Raw genomic sequence first — 17,529 nt, 5'->3', positions numbered from 1 at the left:
TTCCTTTTTATCAAAGAAAATCGCAGTTTTGCAGAAAGTATTTTTGTATGAAGAAAATATTTCAGGCACTGCGTTTGATTTCTGATGATAAAATTCTACCGGCAGCAGACTATTTATTTGACGGACAGAAGATAGAGCTCCTTCCTGAGGGAGCCCTTCTTCCGGACGATGCAGAACGAATTCCTTGTGAGGGTTTGCTCGGTTCCCGCGGATGGATCGACCTGCGGTGTTTTGTGGGTGAGCCTGGCCTCGAATCGAGGGAGACGTTCGACACACTAGAGCAGGGGTTACTGCAAGGAGGATTTTGCGGGGCGGTTATCTTGCCCAATACGCAGCCTGCCATACAGTCGGTAAATGAAGTCGCTTTTATACAGCAGCGAACGGCGACCCTATTCCCTTCCATCCACCTTCAAGCGGCCGTCACGAAAGACACCAAGGGCGATGACTTGACGGAAATGATCGATCTAAGTCAGCGGGGTGTTCGTGTATTTGGGGAGGGTACGGTTCCTTTGGCAAATGGTGACCGGATGATGAAGGCACTTCAGTACCTTCAAAAGTTTGAGGGGGTGCTTTTCGATCAGTCATTTGATCCACTGCTTGCAATGTTTGGTCAGATGCATGAAGGGGTTACTTCTACGATTTTGGGCCTTAAGGGTGTGCCAAGATTGGCAGAAGAAGCAGCCGTGGATAAAAACCTTGCTATCTTGGCATATACAGGTGGGCGTCTGCATCTTCAGACCGTCAGTACGGCCGGGGCGGTAAAGAGCATTCGGGAAGCAAAGGCCAAGGGGCTGAAAGTGACCGCGGACGTATCCATCTATCAGCTATTGTTCGATGAAGAGGATTTGATGGGTTTCGAAACCTCTTACAAGGTAATGCCTCCCTTTCGGTCCCAAGAGGATCGTCTGGCACTGATAGAAGGACTAAAGGATGGAACGATCGATGCCTTGGTCAGCAACCATATTCCCCAGGACTTTGATGCGAAGTTTATGGAGTTTGATTTAGCCCCCTTTGGGATGATAGGGCTGCAGACCTTTGTGCCTGCCCTTGTACTCTTGGAGCAATTGTTAGGTTGGCCACTGTTGGCACAAAAGCTCAGCAGCGGTCCGGCAAAGGTATTGGATCTGCCGGATAGCGGTTTCGATACATTGACGGTTTTTGACCCCGGCGCGGTATGGGAGTATCAGCTGACATCAAATGCTTCGGCGAGCCAAAATTCCCCATGGCTTGGCCGAACGCTTAAGGGGCGCGCTGAATTTTTGGTAAACAGAGGGAAATTTATCCGGGTTCATGAATAGGTATCTTTCCGCATCGCTTCCCTTTGGGCTGGCAGGAGGTATTCTGCTGGCGGTAGGTTTCACACTTTTGTATGCCTTGGGAGCCGAGCCTGTGGGAATGGTGCTCATTTTTGGGTACGTGATCGTGCCCCTTTTTGTGTTTGCCGGTATCAAGCAGTTTAGGGACAAGCATAATGGTGGGGAGCTTTTTTTCAGTCAGGGGATGAGCGTTGGTTTTTTTGTCTACACACTCATGGCGTTGATCTCTGCCACGTTTATCGGCTTGTTTATCGTCATGCAGCCCGAGGTATTTGAGGTGTTCAAAGCGTCAAACATTGCGCTTTTGGAAACCAAACGGGAGCTGTTGATTGGGCAATTGGGGGAGAAAAGCTATGAGGATACCTTTTCAAGCATCCAAGCTATGAGTCTATCAGATGTGGTAATCAACGATTTTCTTAGAAAAATTATCCCAGGTTTATTCTTTACTATCATAATTTCCATAATTTTAAAGAGGACTTTCATCTCATAACATTTTACATCTATGGAAACTAACGTAAGCGTAACACCGTCACAGGCCGCCGTAAAGGCGGGGCTGTACCTTGGTCTCGTCATGTTTATTTTGACGCTCTTGGCGTATTTTGTGGATTACAGCATTTTGGTCTCGTTTTGGTTTGGCATCATTATCCTGGTGCTTTTCTTCGGGTTGATCCTCTATTTTGGGTTTCAATACCGTAAGTCTGTGGGGGGCTACCTGGAATACAGCCCGGCCTTTGTTTTTTCGTTTGTGACCTTATTGATCAGTGGCCTTATCGGGTTGGCCGGAAATATGATCCTTTACCAGGTCATAGATCCGGAGCTTCCCAAGATGCTGGTGGATGCCCAGCTCGAGAACATGCTGCAGATGATGGATCGTTTCGGTGCCGGCGATAGTATATCCGGAGATCAGCTGGATGAGATCAGGGAAGGGGTGGAAGCCAACTTCACCGTCTTTGGGCAGATCAAATCCTTTGCGATCGGGAACATCGTATACGCAATTATGGCGCTTATCCTGGCTGCGATCATCAAAAAGCGGGACAAGTCGTTGGATTATTAATTTCAATAAATGCTGCAATTATCGGTTGTCATACCTGTTTTTAACGAAGAAGAGTCAATACCTGAATTGGTCACATGGATCACCTATGTATTAAAGAAGCAAGGGTTTTCCTATGAGATCATCCTCGTGGATGATGGCAGCACCGATGGTTCTTGGGAGGCGATTCGCACCCTGGCTGCAAATGATCAAGCCGTTAAAGCAGTGGGCTTTAACCGAAATTACGGAAAGTCAGCCGCGCTGGATATTGGTTTTTTGGAGTCTTCCGGTGAAGTTGTTGTCACCATGGACGCCGATATGCAGGATTCCCCGGATGAGATAGCAGATCTCTACCGTATGATCAAGGAGGAAGGGTTTCATCTGGTGTCAGGGTGGAAGAAGGAACGCCATGACCCTATTACCAAAACCCTTCCTTCCAAGTTTTTCAATGCGGTCACACGTCTACTATCGGGCATTCAGCTCCATGACTTTAATTGTGGACTCAAGGCCTATCAGCGGAAGGTGGTCAAGAACATCCATATATATGGAGAAATGCACCGCTATATTCCGCTGATAGCCAAGTGGCAGGGGTATAGCAAGATAGGTGAAAAGGTGGTTTCGCATCAACCCCGAAAGTACGGGACGACGAAGTTTGGGATGGAACGTTTTATCAACGGGTTTCTGGATTTGATTTCCGTGTCCTTTGTAAACCGTTACAAAAAGAACCCTATGCATTTTTTTGGCAGCCTAGGCACGGTTTCGTTCCTTACAGGTTTCATCATTACCTTTAAATTGATTTACGACAAGATTCAGGGCCTGCGGCACGGATTAAGCGTGCGTGAAATAACCGATCAGCCCTTGTTTTTCCTGGCCTTGGTGGCGCTTATCGTGGGGGTTCAGCTGTTTTTGACAGGGTTCTTGGCGGAGATGATGACCTCCAACAATTCAAGAAAATCCGATTATTCTATCTCAGAACGGATCAATCTGGAACGTTGATGCGGTTTTCGGTCATCATACCCGTTTATAACCGCCCCGAGGAGATCGAGGCACTTCTTAATAGCCTATGTGCCCAGTCCTGCACGGATTTTGAAGTGATTGTGATCGATGACGGTTCTTCGGTACCCTGTAAGCACGTAGTTTCCGCTTTCAAGGAGCGGATACACCTCACCTATGTTTATCAGCAAAATACCGGACAGGGTTTTGCCCGCAACACGGGCATGCAACAGGCGGCCGGTGACTTTTTTCTTTTTTTTGACTCGGATTGCCAGTTGCCCTCCGAGTATATGGAAAATCTTCGAAAGACGATCACGGCGCGAAAGCTAGACGCTTTTGGCGGACCGGACAACGCAAAGGAGGATTTCGGCCCGTGGCAGAAGGCGATGAATTTTAGCATGACCTCATTCTGGACCACCGGCGGCATACGTGGAAAACTAAAGGATCCGGCCAAGTATCAGGCCAGGGGTTATAACATGGGCTTTTCCAGAAAAGTGTTTGAACAGGTAGGAGGATTTAGGCTGGCTAATCAAGCGGAGGACATCGAGATTAGCATGCGGATAAAGAAAGCGGGATTTAAACTGGAGTTGGTCAGGGAAGCATGGGTATACCACCACCGGAAGAGCACTTTTTTGGGATTTGCACGGCAAAGCTTTCAGTTTGGAACAAACAGAATCCATGTAAGCCGCATTCACCCGGAGGCTTTGCAACCCGTACACCTTTTGCCACTGGGTTTCCTGCTGGCTTGGGTGTTTTTGCCGTTTATTGGATGGGTGTTACCGGTATTGTTTCTGCCCGTGGCCTTGTTTTTTCTTATCTGGGCAGTAGGGGTGGTTGTGTCCGCATCCTGGGAGACCCGGTCTGTTCTGATTGGCTTCCTGGCGTTGGTGACTTCGGTGGCCCAGCTAAGTAGTTATGGGGCAGGAATTGCGGTGGAAGGGATCCGAAGCTCTGCAAGCGGCGATCAACCACCCCGCCCGTAGTGCTATTATCCGGCCGCCTCTAGCCCTTTTTTACAAAAATAGATAATTTCACGAGAGGGGAGCGCATGCAGGGCAATGATCTCCGCAGGTAACGTAGAGATGAAGTCAACCTCATCAACCTGAAGTCCCGATCGCGTCAGTCTCCTGGCATAATCCTGTCCGTATTTCCGCACATGATCCCGTTGGCCAAATACCCTTTCCCGCTCGGCGGGATCCGTGATTGAAGGATCTTCCAAGGTGGCAGCCAAATCGTAGACCGGAGACTGTATGATTCCCCAGCCCGTAGGTTTCAATACCCGATTAATCTCGCTGCATGCCTGAATATCGTTAGAGACGTGTTCCAACACATGATTGCAGAATACGACGTCAAAGGTTTCGTTCCCAAAAGGTATCTTGTGTATATCCATCTTCACTTTGGCCAGTGGTGATTCCAAATCAGCGGTGACGTACTCCAGATTTGGCAGCCGCTCGAACCGCTCGATAAAGCAGTGTTCTGGCGCAATGTGGAGTACCTTGAGTGGCTCTGAAAAAAAGCCGGTCTGCCGCTGTAAAAACAGCCACATCAGGCGGTGCCTTTCCAAGGCCAGGCAATTGGGGCAAAGGGCGTTTTCTCGGGCGACACGTCCATAAGGAAGGAACTTTCGGAATGATTTTCCGCAAACGTTGCACGTGACATTTTTGCCTGCATAGAATAAAACGCTTACTTTTAAAAAAATATGGCTGACTAATTGCAGGTACTTCCTAGGAACATGCCGTATAACCCAGCTTATGATTGATTTGGTCATATTCTGTAAATAGGTAAACAGGGGCGCAAGATACGCAATACATGGGGAATAGCGTTGTCTTGGACAGATTAGTCCATCAAATGCGAAAATTATGTCAGTGGTGATATAAAGGGCTTACTGGGTTCATTTGGGACACAGAAAAGTTTAAATTTGTAAGTGTAAATTACAATTTGATGAATAAGAATTTGATATATGTAGCTGTTGGGAGTATCGTCGTCATCACTATCCTGTATTTTTCCTTGGGATCGAACAGGACAGGAGTGGGCAACGAGCTAACTGCCACAGCGAAGATGGGCAAGTTCAAAGTTGAGATTACCACTACGGGGGAATTGGAGGCCCTTCGTTCTGTGCAGGTATTCGGTCCTTCGGACGCCCGAAGATTTCGAATCGGGAGTTTTACAATCGACAAGATGGTGGATGAGGGTACGGTGGTGAAGCAGGGGGATTTCATTTGCTCATTGGATAAGACCGAACTTTTTGGCAGATTGGAGGACAAGCGACTTGAGCTGGACCAGACCAGGGCCCAGTATGAGCAAATCCAATTGGACACCTCCCTAAACCTCCGGCAGGAAAGGGACAATATCCTCAACATGGAGTACATTGTTCGAGAGCAGGAACTCATTCTCGAGCAGTCCCAGTACGAGCCCCCGGCGATTATCAAGCAGAATCAGTACAACCTAGAGAAGGCCAAACGCGAACTTGAGCAGGGTAGGGAGCGCTACCGCATCAAAACGCTGCAAGAAAGGGCCAGAATGGTAGAGATTGGCGCAAAGCTACGGGAGGTACAGGCCGAAGTAGATCAAATGATCGAGGTGCTCGACAAGTTTGTAGTGAAGGCGCCCCAGGACGGAATGGTGATTTATGTGACCAACCGTGGCACCAAGGTCAGAGAGGGATCTCAGATCAGTTCATGGAACCCGGTGGTTGCCACCTTGCCCGACCTTTCCACGATGCAAAGTATCACGTACGTGAACGAAGTCGATATACGCAGGGTGAAAATTGGCCAAGCGGTGGAGATCGGATTGGATGCATTTCCGGATAAGCGATATTCTGGAAAAGTCACGAAAGTCGCCAACGTGGGCCAACAGCGTCCCAACTCGGACGCGAAGGTTTTTGAGGTCGTCATCCGGGTCAACGAAAGCGATGATCTGTTGCGTCCCTCCATGACTACCAGCAATGCAATCATTGCCGAACAGTTGGACAATGTGCTTTACATCCCGCTGGAAGCGATCAACGTGGAGCACGACAGTATAAACTACGTATACCTCAAAAGCGGTGTGAAGCAAGAGGTGATGATGGGTATGACAAATGCCAATGACGTGGTTATAGAAAAGGGAATAAACCAAGGAGATAAGGTATATTTGTCAACCCCGGGCTGGGGCGAAAACCTAGCGGTGAAACTTTTGGATGAACTAAACGGAAAGAGAAGCCGTGACAGGGATGAGCCTAGGGTCACGGTCGACCGTGCTCAGGGATTTATCCCATAGGGCAACCTGTATTTATCCCAAGGGGATATGATCTAATGCAAGCGTATGATGAATGAACGGCTTTTGGCCAATTTTTACATAGCCTTTGAGGCGGTGTTATCCAACAAAATTAGATCCCTTTTGACCGCTTTGGGGATTATATTTGGGGTGGCTGCCGTGATTGCGATGCTTGCCATCGGAAATGGGGCGCAGCAGGAAATCATGGAGCAGATCAAGCTGGTCGGAGTAAACAATATAGTAATCCAGCCGGTGGTAGAACAGGTCGAAGAGCAGGTCGATGAATCCAGTTTGCTGGAAAGGGAGCGGGCCAAGTTCTCGCCCGGTTTGAAGCTGCAGGATGTGGAAGCCATTCAGGCAACCATACCGGGTATACGACGAATTAGCCCGGAGATAGTATTTGACACCCACATCGTCAAGAGTGGCTTGCGACGATCCGCTAAGCTGGTGGGAGTTACCCCTGCGTATTTTGACGTTTTGGATTTCAAGCTCAAAGAAGGGAGGATGTTTAGTGAGAAAAACATGGTCAAGGGCGATGCAGTCTGTATCATCGGCAGGAGTGTGCAGTCCCGTTTTTTTCCCAAGGAAAGCCCGATTGGGAAACGGATAAAAAGTGGTAATCAGTGGTTGGAGGTAATCGGTGTGTTGGAGGAACGGGTAGTATCGGAATCCAGTATATCGAAGCTGGGCATTCGGGATTTTAACATGGATGTGTACGTTCCTATACAGACGATGTTGATCCGCTTCAGAAATAGGGATTTGGTCACCCAGTCGGCGTTGGCGGGGGCTGAATCGGGAGGTGCCCGCTCAAATTACCATCAACTGGATAAGTTGGTCGTGCAAGTCGAGGACAGCGAACTTTTGACACCCACTGCGGAGGTGCTTTCCAAAATATTGGAGCGGAGGCATTTCGGTGTGGTGGATTTTGAGATCACCATTCCAGAACTCTTATTGAAACAGCAGCAGCGTACCCAAAACATTTTCAATATTGTCCTTGGTGCGATTGCGGGCATCTCCTTGTTGGTGGGAGGGATAGGCATAATGAACATAATGCTCGCATCTGTGATGGAAAGAATAAAAGAAATCGGACTAAGACTTTCGTTGGGAGCAAAAAAATCCGATATTGTCAATCAGTTTCTCTTCGAGGCAGTCATGATAAGTATTACCGGTGGAATCATAGGCGTTATTTTAGGAGTGGTGTTGGCCCATATGGTATCCACTTTTGCGGAATTTCCGACAATTATTACCATGCCATCCATTATTTTGTCCTTCGGTGTGGCCGCAAGTGTTGGATTGGCCTTTGGTATCATGCCTGCGAAGAGAGCAGCCAGTCAGGATCCCATTACATCCCTTCGATATGAATAAGAACCAGGTAATTTTAGCTATCTTTTTGTGTTTTTTCTTTTTTACGTCGGCATCTGCACAAGAACCAACACGTTTTACGCTAGAGGAGATTGTGGCCCGTGCCAAGGCCCAATCCCCCGCTGCCCTACAGGCAGAAACCCGCAGGGAGAACCTCTATTGGCGCTACCGTTTATTTCGTTCCAACTACAATCCCCAGCTTTTTCTTTCGGGGACCTTGCCCCGGTACAGCCAGGAGTTTGCCAGCGTCACTCAGCCCGATGGGACGCTGGAGTTTAGGGAAGTGCGGCAGAATTTCATGGACGTGGAACTAGGCCTTAGGCAGGAAATCGCTGCGACGGGAGGTACCATTTCCGTTAACAGCAGTACCAATCGGTTTGACAATTTCATGGCTTCCAATTTCGATCCCCAGACCCGTTGGAGTGGTGTGCCTTTAAATGTGCGGCTTATCCAACCCATTTTCGCTTTTAATCGACTCAAATGGGACAAGCAGATCGAGCCCCTGGTTTACGAGGAAAGTAAGCGGGGCTACGTGGAGGAGATGGAGGGGATTTCCCGCCGTGTATCCTCTATGTTTTTTGATTTCCTTGTCGCCCAGGTTGATCTGGAGATAGCTACAAAAAACCTGGCCAACTCAGAGGCCATTTTGAAAATCGAGAGAGGGAGGTACAATATCGGTACAACCTATGAGGATAAGCTGTTACAAGTGGAACTACAAGTACTGGAGGCAAAGCAGGATTTGGCCAGGGCCAAGCTACAAATGGAAACCAGTTCACTGGCTTTAAAGTCTTTTGTCGGGTTGAACGAGGCATTGACCATTAGCCTGGAACTGCCCTCGGAGATTCCTTCATTTACAATCAATGTCCAGGAGGCAATAGATCGGGCATTTCAGAACCGGTCGGATGCGATTGCTTTTGAGCGGGAAAGAATAGAGGCGGAAAGCGGCGTTGCCCAGGCTAGGGGACAGCGTTTTCAAATGAACCTGAATGCGAGCTATGGGTACAATAATGCCGGATTGGCGTTTTCCGAAATTTACACCAATCCAAATACACAGGCACTGGTTAGTCTGGGTGTCGGTGTGCCTGTATTGGACTGGGGCAGAAACAAGGCCCGCATGAGCCAGGCCAAGGCCAATCAAAAGTTAATCAACTATACCTTGGACCAGGAAGTTATCAATTTCGAACAGGAGATCTTTACGAAAGTAAAGAATTTTGAGATGCTTCGGGACCAGATCGAGATTACTGAGCTTTCAGACCAGGTGGCTGACAAGCGATACGAGATTTCCTTCAACCGCTATCAAAATGGCAACGTGACCATCACCGACCTAGGTATCGCACAGCGGGAGAAGGATCAGAATCGACGGGCCTACATAGAATCCCTCCGTGAGTTTTGGACAGCTTACTTCGAGATGAGGGGCCTGACACTGTATGATTTTGAGAAGGGTGAACTATTGTACAATCCATCTTTGGAATAGCTAAGGGTGCCAGGCTTATATAAAAAGGTTCTTTTGAACGTAGCAAATGATTGACGTAGTCTGTGCGGTAATAATCAGATCCGGTCGCGTACTGTGTGCGAAGCGGGGCGTGACAAAAGCCCGAGCCAACCAATGGGAGTTTCCAGGTGGAAAAATTGATCAAGGAGAAAAGGAGGAGGAGGCCTTGATCCGAGAGATTTTTGAGGAGTTGGGGGTACGTATTCGCATTGGCACTAGATTGGAGTCATTGGAGCATGAATATCCCGATATTGCCATTCGGCTTATACCCTTCATAGCTTCCTTGGAGAGCGAAGATATTGTCTTGGCAGAGCACTCCGACGTTTATTGGGCAGGATTTGCCGAGCTAGCGGCATTGAACTTTTCCGAAGCCGACAGAAAGGTGGTTGCCATGCTTAGGACACATCCATCCACTCAAGGATTAGTTGGATAAAGCGGATATTTCGACAATAAAATGGATGGGTAATTTTTTCTACACAAAAAAGCCCAGCCCGGAATTCCCTGGCTGAGCTTTTCATGGTGATAATAGTTGGTTGAGTTAATGTCTTTATCTGAATACGTACTTTATCCCCAGACCTGCCCGGAAGTAATTTCCAGATCCGGTAGGAAAAATGGGACTTGCTTCCATCAAAAAACCGACATTTTCGGTTTTGGCAAATGGCTTCACAAGTAGTCCTAACGGTATTCCCAGGTAAAGGTTTTGCGAAGGTTGATTTCCCAAATGAAATCCCGAGTAGAAATTTACCGTCTCATTTTGCACAAAGTTGTAGCCAAAGGTTCCTTCAATGCCAACCCTTCCTCCAGTAGAAACCCTTGCCTCTCCAAAAATTTTTTGTTCAGGATCGGTACCGATACTGGCGAAAGTCGCCGAACTTAACCGGTATACCCCAGCAGCTATTTGGGCGTAAGAACTCAGGCTGATGCCAAGGAAAAGAATGGCTGCGATAAAAAAACACCTGTTCATGGTTGATCTTGGTTAGTATCGATCAAGGGCTTTCAAAATTCCTGCCAAAGTTCATGGGCCATATAAACAAGAGGCGGCAAGGAGTGATCCCTATGTTTTTTGCCTTCCATCGCAATAGGGTGGGTTTTGGGTTTTTTGACAGGTACAGATCTGGTATTCGCCGTCATTGGAGGGGGAAAATTTAAGCGGTTTATGGCTCGTTTGGCGATGGGATCCATTGCAGAATGGATGGCTAGCACTCAGTCCGCAGGTACACCATGCCTCTCTAGAACAACTATGGAGATGGATGGTCAAAGGTCGGCAAGAATCACTTCTAGATGGTGGGGTATTCACAAAAAGGGGAATAAAAAGGGCAGTCAACGCCGGTTGACTGCCCTTGGGTTTTTTATAGTGAAATTAAAATTAGTGTACGGCTTCTACACCTACGGGTGCCTTTACGTTTTTCTGCCAGAAAAAGAAGATAAGGAATAACACGATCAGGATACCTGGAAAGGCCACCATGTTTAGCAGTGTTGCCTGCCCGGCCACTAGTTCAAGTTCTTCCCCTGTCAATCCTTGAGCTGATTTTTCAGCCATATTGCCATCGATCCATCCGCCAATAATAGGTTGGAAAATGGCAGTGGAAAACATGCCGATACCTCCGATGATGGACATGCCCAATGCACCACTAAGAGGAACCCGCTGCGCAACCGCGCCGATCATTACCGGCCAGAAGTAACATACTCCCAATGCAAAAATGATTGCCGCGAAATAGGCAACACCTCCTGTTACCACACTGAACAGGTAGATACCTAGTGTAGAAAGGATGGCACCACCCAAAAGGACGCCCGTTTGCCCTAGCTTGGCCACTACCGGGCCGGCAAAGAAGCGGCCTACTGCCATGATACCGGTGGTCAGGGCCAAGATCAACATGGCATTTGCACCACTCTTACTCAACACGATGTTAACCCACTGTTGTGGTCCGAATTCAGTGATGGCGGTAAGGGCCATGGTGAAAAACAAAAATATAAACACCGGGCTCACCATTGCTTTGAAGTTCTCTGCCAGGGAAGTAACGCCCTCCACTTTTGGCTTGGGGAATGCTTTACCGTAGAACAGAACCGCGTAGATGATAGTTGGAATCATCAATACCCACATTTGGGTTTGCCATGCGCCCATGGCACCGCCCATACTGGTCATGATGTTTGAGATGATCGCGCCAAGCATGATACCTCCGGGGAACCACATGTGGAAGCGGTTCAGCATTTTGTTCAGCTTGTCACCAGAATACATGTCAGCGATCATTGGGTTACAGGCAGCTTCCGTACAGCCGTTTCCAAACCCTATAAAGAGCGTGGAAATCAACAGTGTCGTGTAGCCACCCGCATAGATGGTTAGCAAAATACCAAGGGTGTGCGCTACAAATGCTACCCGCATGATGTTGGCAGGACCGAAGGAATGGTAAACCAACCCTCCGATAATCATGGAAATGGGGAATCCCAAAAACCACATCGAATTGATAAAGCCCAGTTGCTCGGCACTGAGGCCAAACTGTTCCCCTAGCTGGGGAAGGATCCCCGCCCGGATGGCGAACGTAAAGGCGGTGGTGATCAAGGCAAAGCAGCTTCCGTTAAAAAGCGCGCTTCGGTTAATGTTTTCGTTCATTGACTTTGGGTTTTGATGATTTGTGAAAATGTTTTTAGGTTGATTTACTGATTTGCTCGGACAAGATAAAAAAAAATGAACTTATCCCGGAGATCATAAATAAAATATTGTCAAAAAATTTGATGAGCGTTTTATTTTGGCTGCAAATCACGTTGGCAACCAAATTTTTGGGGTTCATTTTTTGGGTGTACGTCGAGTCTTTTAAAAAGTTAACACTGTTAAAATTGGTTTATTTCACTCTGGTTTACATGGAGGTGAAGTTAGACTTACTAAAAAACCAAAAAAAATGTAATTCAAATACATAAAAACGAACCCTAAATATTAATCATTAATTAAAAATAAAGATTTAATACATAGATAAATTATTTAAATGTTAAAAAAAAATAAATTTAACAAAATAAAAAAATTGTAAAATTATATAATAAAAATATTTTTTGAAATACATAAAAAATATTTTTGAAAGTGATTTTGGTTTCCTAGCTTTACAACGGTTTGTTTTTCAGAAAGCTAGGATTGGAGTTATGGAAAGGGAAGATAAGCACTTGTATATCCACGAAATGGTGGAGAAAATAGCGGGGAGAAAAGGAGATACGATTGCCCTTGTTTTTCGATCAGAATCGCTAACGTATGGCCAATTGAATGAGCGTGCTGAGGCACTCGGCGATGAGATACTTCGGTTGTTTCCAGGCGAAGGGCTGATTGGATTGAGTACCACCAGAAACTTGGATTTGGTCGTCGGTATTCTTGGTATTTTAAAGGCGGGGAAGGCCTATGTGCCCTTGGATCCTACGTATCCCCTGGCTCGGTTAGCCCAGGTAGTCGCAAATTCCAATCTTAAGGTGGCAGTTTGTTTGGAAGAGGAATCCGTTTTTTTTGAAGACCTCGGTTTGGCTGCGCTTTCTTTGAATTTTACTCATTCTACTCCTGGTTTTGATTTGACTAAAGTGACAAGGCAGGAAAATGCGTGCATTCTCTACACCTCTGGTTCCACGGGAACACCCAAGGGTGTATGCGTTCCGCATGCCGGACTGGTCAGTTTTTTGGGACATCATATCAGGACGTCGGAAGCGAGATCCGGTTCAAAAACCGCACAATTTTGCCATATTGGATTTGATGTTTCGTTGGATGAAATATTCGTTCCCTTGGTCACCGGGGGAACCCTCTATCTTTTGGGAGAGGAACTCAGGCTGGATTCCAGGGCTCTTTTGGACTATATCATTGAGGAGGAAATCAACCGTTTATACCTCCCTTTTGTCGAGCTACAGTACTTCGCCGAGGAGGCCGCTAGGTCTCAGTTGTTTCCCCAGAGCCTGATAGAGATTACTACGGCGGGAGAGACGCTCAAGATTACCCCACCAGTTAGGACTCTTTTTCAGCAGCTGAACGGGTGCAGGTTCAACAATAAGTACGGGCCTACCGAAACCTGCATTTATGTTACCGAACTGGCACTGAAGGGTGATCCTGCCTTTTGGGATGAATTGCCTAGTATAGGGAAGCCGCTGTCAGGAGTGTCGATAGTTTTACTGGATGAACAGCTGCAGGAAGTAGCCACAGGAGATAGTGGTGAAATATGTGTGGGCGGGGTACAGGTTGCTAACGGCTATTTGAACAACCCGGAAATTACAGCTGCCTCGTTTGTGGAATGGGTTGATAAAGAGAACCGATCTCATAGGATATATCGTACAGGGGATCTAGGCAGGTGGCTTCCGGATGGGAACCTCCAATTTGAAGGGAGGAGAGATCAGCAGGTCAAAATAAGGGGAAACCGCATAGAGCTATCCGAAATAGAAATCGCGTTGATGCAGATCCCTTCTGTCAGCCAAGCGGTGGTATTAGCGCGGGAAGAAGTGGCCGGTAAGAAGTATCTGGTGGCCTATGTCATCATGGAGGGACTGCCACTGGAGGTGGAGGCGTTGCGTGAGCATCTATTGCGAACGCTTCCTGATTATATGGTTCCCTCCTTTTTTATTCAGTTGGACGAATTTCCTACCACCAGCAGTGGAAAGGTAGATAGAAAGCAACTTCCGGCACCTGTTCACAAGCGACCTAACCTTAAGACACTGTTCCGAAAGCCAAAAGCTGGAATCGAATCGCAGTTGGCTAGTTTGGTTTGCAGTGTGCTTCAGTTTGATCAAGTTGGGGCGGATGATCATTTTTTCGAATTGGGAGGTAATTCCCTTTTGGCCCAAAAACTGGTGGCAGAGATCTCCCATCATCTGGGCAAGCGCTTGCCCATCACCCGATTGTACCAGACACCCACCGTGGCGGGGATAGCCGGTTTTTTTGAACCCCAACGTCAGCCTAACCGGGCTATCCCTAAATCAGAGCAAACTAAGACATCGGGTGGTGCAATAGCTATCATCGGGATGGCTGGACGTTTTCCGGGGGCAGATACGGTAGAGGATTTTTGGAGCGTTCTGGAAAATGGTGAGGAAACGATCACGTTTTTTGAGGAACATGAGTTGGATCCTTCGGTACCGGATTCCCTGAGAAAGGATCCGTCCTACGTAAAAGCAAGGGGGATAATTAACGGTGTGGAGTACTTTGACCCCGGTTTTTTCGGGATCTCTCCAAAACTTGCCGCACTGATGGATCCGCAGCAGCGGGTATTTTTGCAGCTAGCGTGGGAAGCGTTGGAAGATGGAGGTTATTTCCCGCAAAACGGTCACGACCAAATCGGTGTTTTTGCCGGCTGTTATTCGAACGGGTATTATTTGAACAACGTGCTGCATCATCCAGATTTGATTCAGCAGGTCGGTACTTTTCAAGTAGCAACGGTAAACGAAAAAGATTATATCGCTTCCCGTACAGCCTACCATCTTGACCTTAAGGGTCCTGCGGTAAGTGTATATTCGGCCTGTTCGACCTCTTTGTTGGCAATAGCACAGGCGGTGGAGTCGATTCGCTCCGGCAAGTGCAGCATGGCATTGGCAGGGGGTGCGTCGGTGGCTTCTCCTTACAAAGTAGGCCATCTTTACGAAGAGGGATCCATGCTTAGTGCGGACGGTCACTGCATGCCCTTCCAAAATGGATCAACCGGCACTTTGTTCAATGATGGGGCAGGTGTGGTATTGCTAAAGGATTTTGAAGTTGCGGTTGAGGACGGCGATTACATATATGGAGTAATCAAAGGAATTGGCGTAAACAACGACGGAGGTGGAAAGGGAAGTTTTACTGCCCCAAGTTCCTCTGGTCAGGCAGGGGCTATACGGATGGCCCTAGAAGATGCTGATGTTGACCCAATGGATATTCAATATGTGGAGGCCCATGGTACGGGCACGCCCATTGGTGATCCCATTGAAATAGAAGGGTTAAAACTAGCTTTTGATGTACAGGATAGCAAACAATACTGTGCTATCGGTTCGGTCAAGAGTAACATCGGCCATTTGACGGCTGCGGCTGGGGTTGCAGGAACCATTAAAACGGCCTTGGCACTCAGCAAGAAAATCATTCCGGCTTCATTGGGCTTTACTACCCCAAATCCTGCCATCGATTTTGCCCATAGTCCTTTTTTCGTCAATGCATCCAATCGCAGGTGGGAGCAACAAGCCGTTAGGCTGGCCGGCGTAAGCTCCTTTGGAGTGGGTGGCACCAATGTCCACGTGATCTTACAGGGGTATGATCGTCCTATTTCACCTGTTTTGAACTCGAGGCCGTTTCAGTTGATTTCTTGGAGTGCCAAGTCTGAAAACAGCCTTAGGATGTACAAAGCGAGGCTCTTGCAATTTTTGGATCGACATCCGGAAGCAACGCTGGAGGAAATAGCAGCCACCCTTCACACCAAGCGTGCAGCCTTTAACTTTAGGAGTTTTTTGGTGGCTGATTCCATCGGGCAATTGAAAAGTCAGTTGGCAGATCCTAAGACTACGAATATTTTTTCCAACGAATTGACCCATCTCCACGGGGATATGGTGTTTACCTTTCCGGGACAGGGAGCACAGTTTGCCAATATGGGACGGGAACTGTACCAGTCTGAACCGGTCTATCAGAAAGCCATTGATTCCTGCGCCCTGATATTGGAAAGGTATATGGGAGAGGATATCCGGGACATAATCTTTACGAAGTCCGGAAATGATGAGGAAGCGAACAAAATCCACACTACCAACTATACCCAGCCGGCCATTTTTGTCACCAGCTATGCCTTGTCCCAACTTTGGATGAGTTGGGGAGTTCGTCCGTCGGTTATGTGCGGCCACAGCATAGGAGAGTTTGTGGCAGCCCATTTGGCAGGTGTATTCAGTTTGGAAGACGCCCTTTATTTGGTAAGCCTAAGAGGCAAGATGGTCTCTGAACTACCTAAAGGTAGCATGCTGTCGGTTAGGAAAGGTGTTGAAGAGCTAAAAGGTATGCTTCCTGCGGATCTTTCTGTTGCCGCAATCAACAGCCCGGCGGCGGTCGTCGTTGCAGGCGAAGACGTAGCCATTGCTGATTTTTCTAAGAAGTTGGATGTATCCGGAATTCCCAACCGGGTGCTTTCGACGAGCCATGCGTTCCATTCCCATATGATGGATCCTATTGTGGAAACGTTTTTGGAAATCGTAAATGGGGTAGCATTATCAAGGCCTACTATTCCAATCGTTTCTACCGTTACGGGGAGTTGGTTAAAAGAAGAGGAAGCGACGGATCCGGCATATTGGGCAAAACATCTAAGGCAAGCGGTTCTTTTTTCCGATGCGTTGGAGGTAGTGGCTACATTGGATAGTCCTTTGCTGTTGGAGGTTGGGCCTGGTACCGTGACCAGTGCGCTGGCACGTCAGCAAATCGGAAGTAAACTGAACGGCGTTTTTCACACCCTTGATGGAAAAAGCGGAGATAGTGAACTCTCAAAAGTATTGCAAACTCTTGGAGAGCTTTGGCTGCGCGGCTATCAACCGGATTGGAACTCGTTTTACGGAAGGCATCCGAATCGGACATGCAAATTACCCCACTACGCTTTCGAAACTATCCGCTGCTGGGTAGAGCCAGGCAGGGTGCTTTATTCAGATCAGCGTATTGAATTGGATGAGCAAACCAATACGGGCACTAGGCCAGATAAACCTGCGGATCCAGCTTTGCTTTCTGCTGATTCAGATCCCATTTTGGATAAGTTGATGGATATTCTATCAAATGCTTCTGGTATTTCCATAGACCAAATCCATCTAGGTAGGTCTTTTTTGCAGCAGGGTTTTGACTCGTTACTGTTGACCCAGCTTGCCTTTACTATCAAAAGGGCCTTTGAAGTGCCGATATCTTTCCGCCAGCTGAACGAGGAGTATGCCTCTCCAGAGAAATTGTTGGCCTTGCTGCGGGAGCAGATAGCCCTAGAAACCAGTATCGCTGTACCTAACCAATCGCCCACGGCTTCGGTAGTCCTAGACTCGAGCCATCCACCTGTGCCCAATGCCAGGCTGGGAGTTGACCAAAGCGGCAATCCCGCTTGGTTTTTGGAAGATGAAAACAATCCGGGAAGTTATTTCCAACTTAGTTAATATTTTTT

At 47.7% G+C, this 17,529-nt stretch carries 13 protein-coding genes; 10 read left to right on the top strand and 3 right to left on the bottom strand.

The window, feature by feature from the left end; all coding sequences use genetic code 11:
* Positions 1–47: 47 nt before the first annotated feature.
* The 5 genes from ADIS_RS07035 to ADIS_RS07015 are packed head-to-tail and all read left to right on the top strand — an operon-like array spanning position 48 to position 4,322.
* The gene (locus ADIS_RS07035) at positions 48–1,298 is read left to right on the top strand and encodes a dihydroorotase (protein WP_010853701.1); all 1,251 of its coding nucleotides are present in this window, start codon (positions 48–50) and stop codon (positions 1,296–1,298) included.
* Positions 1,291–1,806 (top strand): DUF4199 domain-containing protein, encoded by a 516-nt coding sequence (locus ADIS_RS07030; protein WP_010853700.1) that lies wholly within the window; start codon positions 1,291–1,293, stop codon positions 1,804–1,806. The genes ADIS_RS07035 and ADIS_RS07030 overlap by 8 nt, the downstream gene beginning before the upstream one ends.
* Positions 1,807–1,818: 12 nt before the next feature.
* Positions 1,819–2,370 carry a DUF4199 domain-containing protein gene (locus ADIS_RS07025; protein ID WP_035805021.1) on the top strand — a complete coding sequence of 184 codons (552 nt, stop codon included), beginning with the start codon at positions 1,819–1,821 and terminating at the stop codon, positions 2,368–2,370.
* A 9-nt stretch (positions 2,371–2,379) separates the two neighbouring features.
* Positions 2,380–3,342, top strand: a complete 963-nt coding sequence (locus tag ADIS_RS07020) for a glycosyltransferase family 2 protein (RefSeq protein ID WP_010853698.1) — start codon at positions 2,380–2,382, stop codon at positions 3,340–3,342.
* Positions 3,342–4,322, top strand: coding sequence for a glycosyltransferase (locus ADIS_RS07015; protein WP_010853697.1), 981 nt, complete (start codon positions 3,342–3,344; stop codon positions 4,320–4,322). Before ADIS_RS07020 ends, ADIS_RS07015 begins: the two co-directional genes overlap by 1 nt.
* 5 nt (positions 4,323–4,327) lie before the next feature.
* On the opposite strand, the gene ADIS_RS07010 is transcribed toward ADIS_RS07015, so the two are convergent.
* Positions 4,328–5,107: a class I SAM-dependent methyltransferase gene (locus ADIS_RS07010; protein ID WP_035805019.1), complete on the bottom strand. Its 780-nt coding sequence runs from the start codon at positions 5,105–5,107 to the stop codon at positions 4,328–4,330.
* A 173-nt stretch (positions 5,108–5,280) separates the two neighbouring features.
* Here ADIS_RS07010 and ADIS_RS07005 point away from each other — a divergent pair, with 173 nt between their 5' ends.
* Genes ADIS_RS07005 through ADIS_RS06990 form a run of 4 tightly spaced genes read left to right on the top strand, consistent with a single transcriptional unit; the run spans position 5,281 to position 9,878 of the window.
* Positions 5,281–6,594: an efflux RND transporter periplasmic adaptor subunit gene (locus ADIS_RS07005; RefSeq protein WP_035805017.1), complete on the top strand. Its 1,314-nt coding sequence runs from the start codon at positions 5,281–5,283 to the stop codon at positions 6,592–6,594.
* Between the two features lie 45 nt (positions 6,595–6,639).
* Positions 6,640–7,956: an ABC transporter permease gene (locus ADIS_RS07000; RefSeq protein WP_010853693.1), complete on the top strand. Its 1,317-nt coding sequence runs from the start codon at positions 6,640–6,642 to the stop codon at positions 7,954–7,956.
* Positions 7,949–9,427 (top strand): TolC family protein, encoded by a 1,479-nt coding sequence (locus ADIS_RS06995; protein WP_010853692.1) that lies wholly within the window; start codon positions 7,949–7,951, stop codon positions 9,425–9,427. The genes ADIS_RS07000 and ADIS_RS06995 overlap by 8 nt, the downstream gene beginning before the upstream one ends.
* A gap of 46 nt (positions 9,428–9,473) precedes the next feature.
* Complete coding sequence (locus tag ADIS_RS06990; RefSeq protein ID WP_035805015.1) at positions 9,474–9,878, top strand: (deoxy)nucleoside triphosphate pyrophosphohydrolase; 405 nt, start codon at positions 9,474–9,476, stop codon at positions 9,876–9,878.
* A 114-nt stretch (positions 9,879–9,992) separates the two neighbouring features.
* Here the strand turns inward: ADIS_RS06990 and ADIS_RS06985 are convergent, their stop codons facing one another.
* Together ADIS_RS06985 and ADIS_RS06980 are read right to left on the bottom strand one after the other, a co-directional pair.
* Entirely contained in the window at positions 9,993–10,409 is a 417-nt protein-coding gene (locus ADIS_RS06985; protein ID WP_010853689.1) for a hypothetical protein, read from the bottom strand.
* Between the two features lie 402 nt (positions 10,410–10,811).
* Entirely contained in the window at positions 10,812–12,053 is a 1,242-nt protein-coding gene (locus ADIS_RS06980) for an MFS transporter (RefSeq protein WP_010853687.1), read from the bottom strand.
* A gap of 521 nt (positions 12,054–12,574) precedes the next feature.
* Between ADIS_RS06980 and ADIS_RS06975 the strand changes: the two genes are divergently transcribed.
* Positions 12,575–17,521 carry a polyketide synthase gene (locus ADIS_RS06975; RefSeq protein WP_155907224.1) on the top strand — a complete coding sequence of 1,649 codons (4,947 nt, stop codon included), beginning with the start codon at positions 12,575–12,577 and terminating at the stop codon, positions 17,519–17,521.
* Positions 17,522–17,529: the final 8 nt, after the last annotated feature.

The sequence above is a fragment of the Lunatimonas lonarensis genome (genome assembly GCF_000390185.1).
Lineage (GTDB): Bacteria > Bacteroidota > Bacteroidia > Cytophagales > Cyclobacteriaceae > Lunatimonas > Lunatimonas lonarensis.
This window is presented reverse-complemented; position numbering and strand designations above follow the sequence as displayed.

Excerpts from the sequence above, each read along its gene's own strand:
- ADIS_RS07030 (WP_010853700.1), top strand. The coding sequence starts at position 1,291 with ATGAATAGGTATCTTTCCGCATCGCTTCCCTTTGGGCTGGCAGGAGGT.
- ADIS_RS06980 (WP_010853687.1), bottom strand. The coding sequence starts at position 12,053 with ATGAACGAAAACATTAACCGAAGCGCGCTTTTTAACGGAAGCTGCTTT.
- ADIS_RS07025 (WP_035805021.1), top strand. The coding sequence starts at position 1,819 with ATGGAAACTAACGTAAGCGTAACACCGTCACAGGCCGCCGTAAAGGCG.
- ADIS_RS06985 (WP_010853689.1), bottom strand. The coding sequence starts at position 10,409 with ATGAACAGGTGTTTTTTTATCGCAGCCATTCTTTTCCTTGGCATCAGC.
- ADIS_RS07010 (WP_035805019.1), bottom strand. The coding sequence starts at position 5,107 with ATGACCAAATCAATCATAAGCTGGGTTATACGGCATGTTCCTAGGAAG.
- ADIS_RS07020 (WP_010853698.1), top strand. The coding sequence starts at position 2,380 with ATGCTGCAATTATCGGTTGTCATACCTGTTTTTAACGAAGAAGAGTCA.
- ADIS_RS06975 (WP_155907224.1), top strand. The coding sequence starts at position 12,575 with ATGGAAAGGGAAGATAAGCACTTGTATATCCACGAAATGGTGGAGAAA.
- ADIS_RS07035 (WP_010853701.1), top strand. The coding sequence starts at position 48 with ATGAAGAAAATATTTCAGGCACTGCGTTTGATTTCTGATGATAAAATT.
- ADIS_RS07005 (WP_035805017.1), top strand. The coding sequence starts at position 5,281 with ATGAATAAGAATTTGATATATGTAGCTGTTGGGAGTATCGTCGTCATC.
- ADIS_RS06990 (WP_035805015.1), top strand. The coding sequence starts at position 9,474 with ATGATTGACGTAGTCTGTGCGGTAATAATCAGATCCGGTCGCGTACTG.
- ADIS_RS06995 (WP_010853692.1), top strand. The coding sequence starts at position 7,949 with ATGAATAAGAACCAGGTAATTTTAGCTATCTTTTTGTGTTTTTTCTTT.
- ADIS_RS07000 (WP_010853693.1), top strand. The coding sequence starts at position 6,640 with ATGATGAATGAACGGCTTTTGGCCAATTTTTACATAGCCTTTGAGGCG.
- ADIS_RS07015 (WP_010853697.1), top strand. The coding sequence starts at position 3,342 with ATGCGGTTTTCGGTCATCATACCCGTTTATAACCGCCCCGAGGAGATC.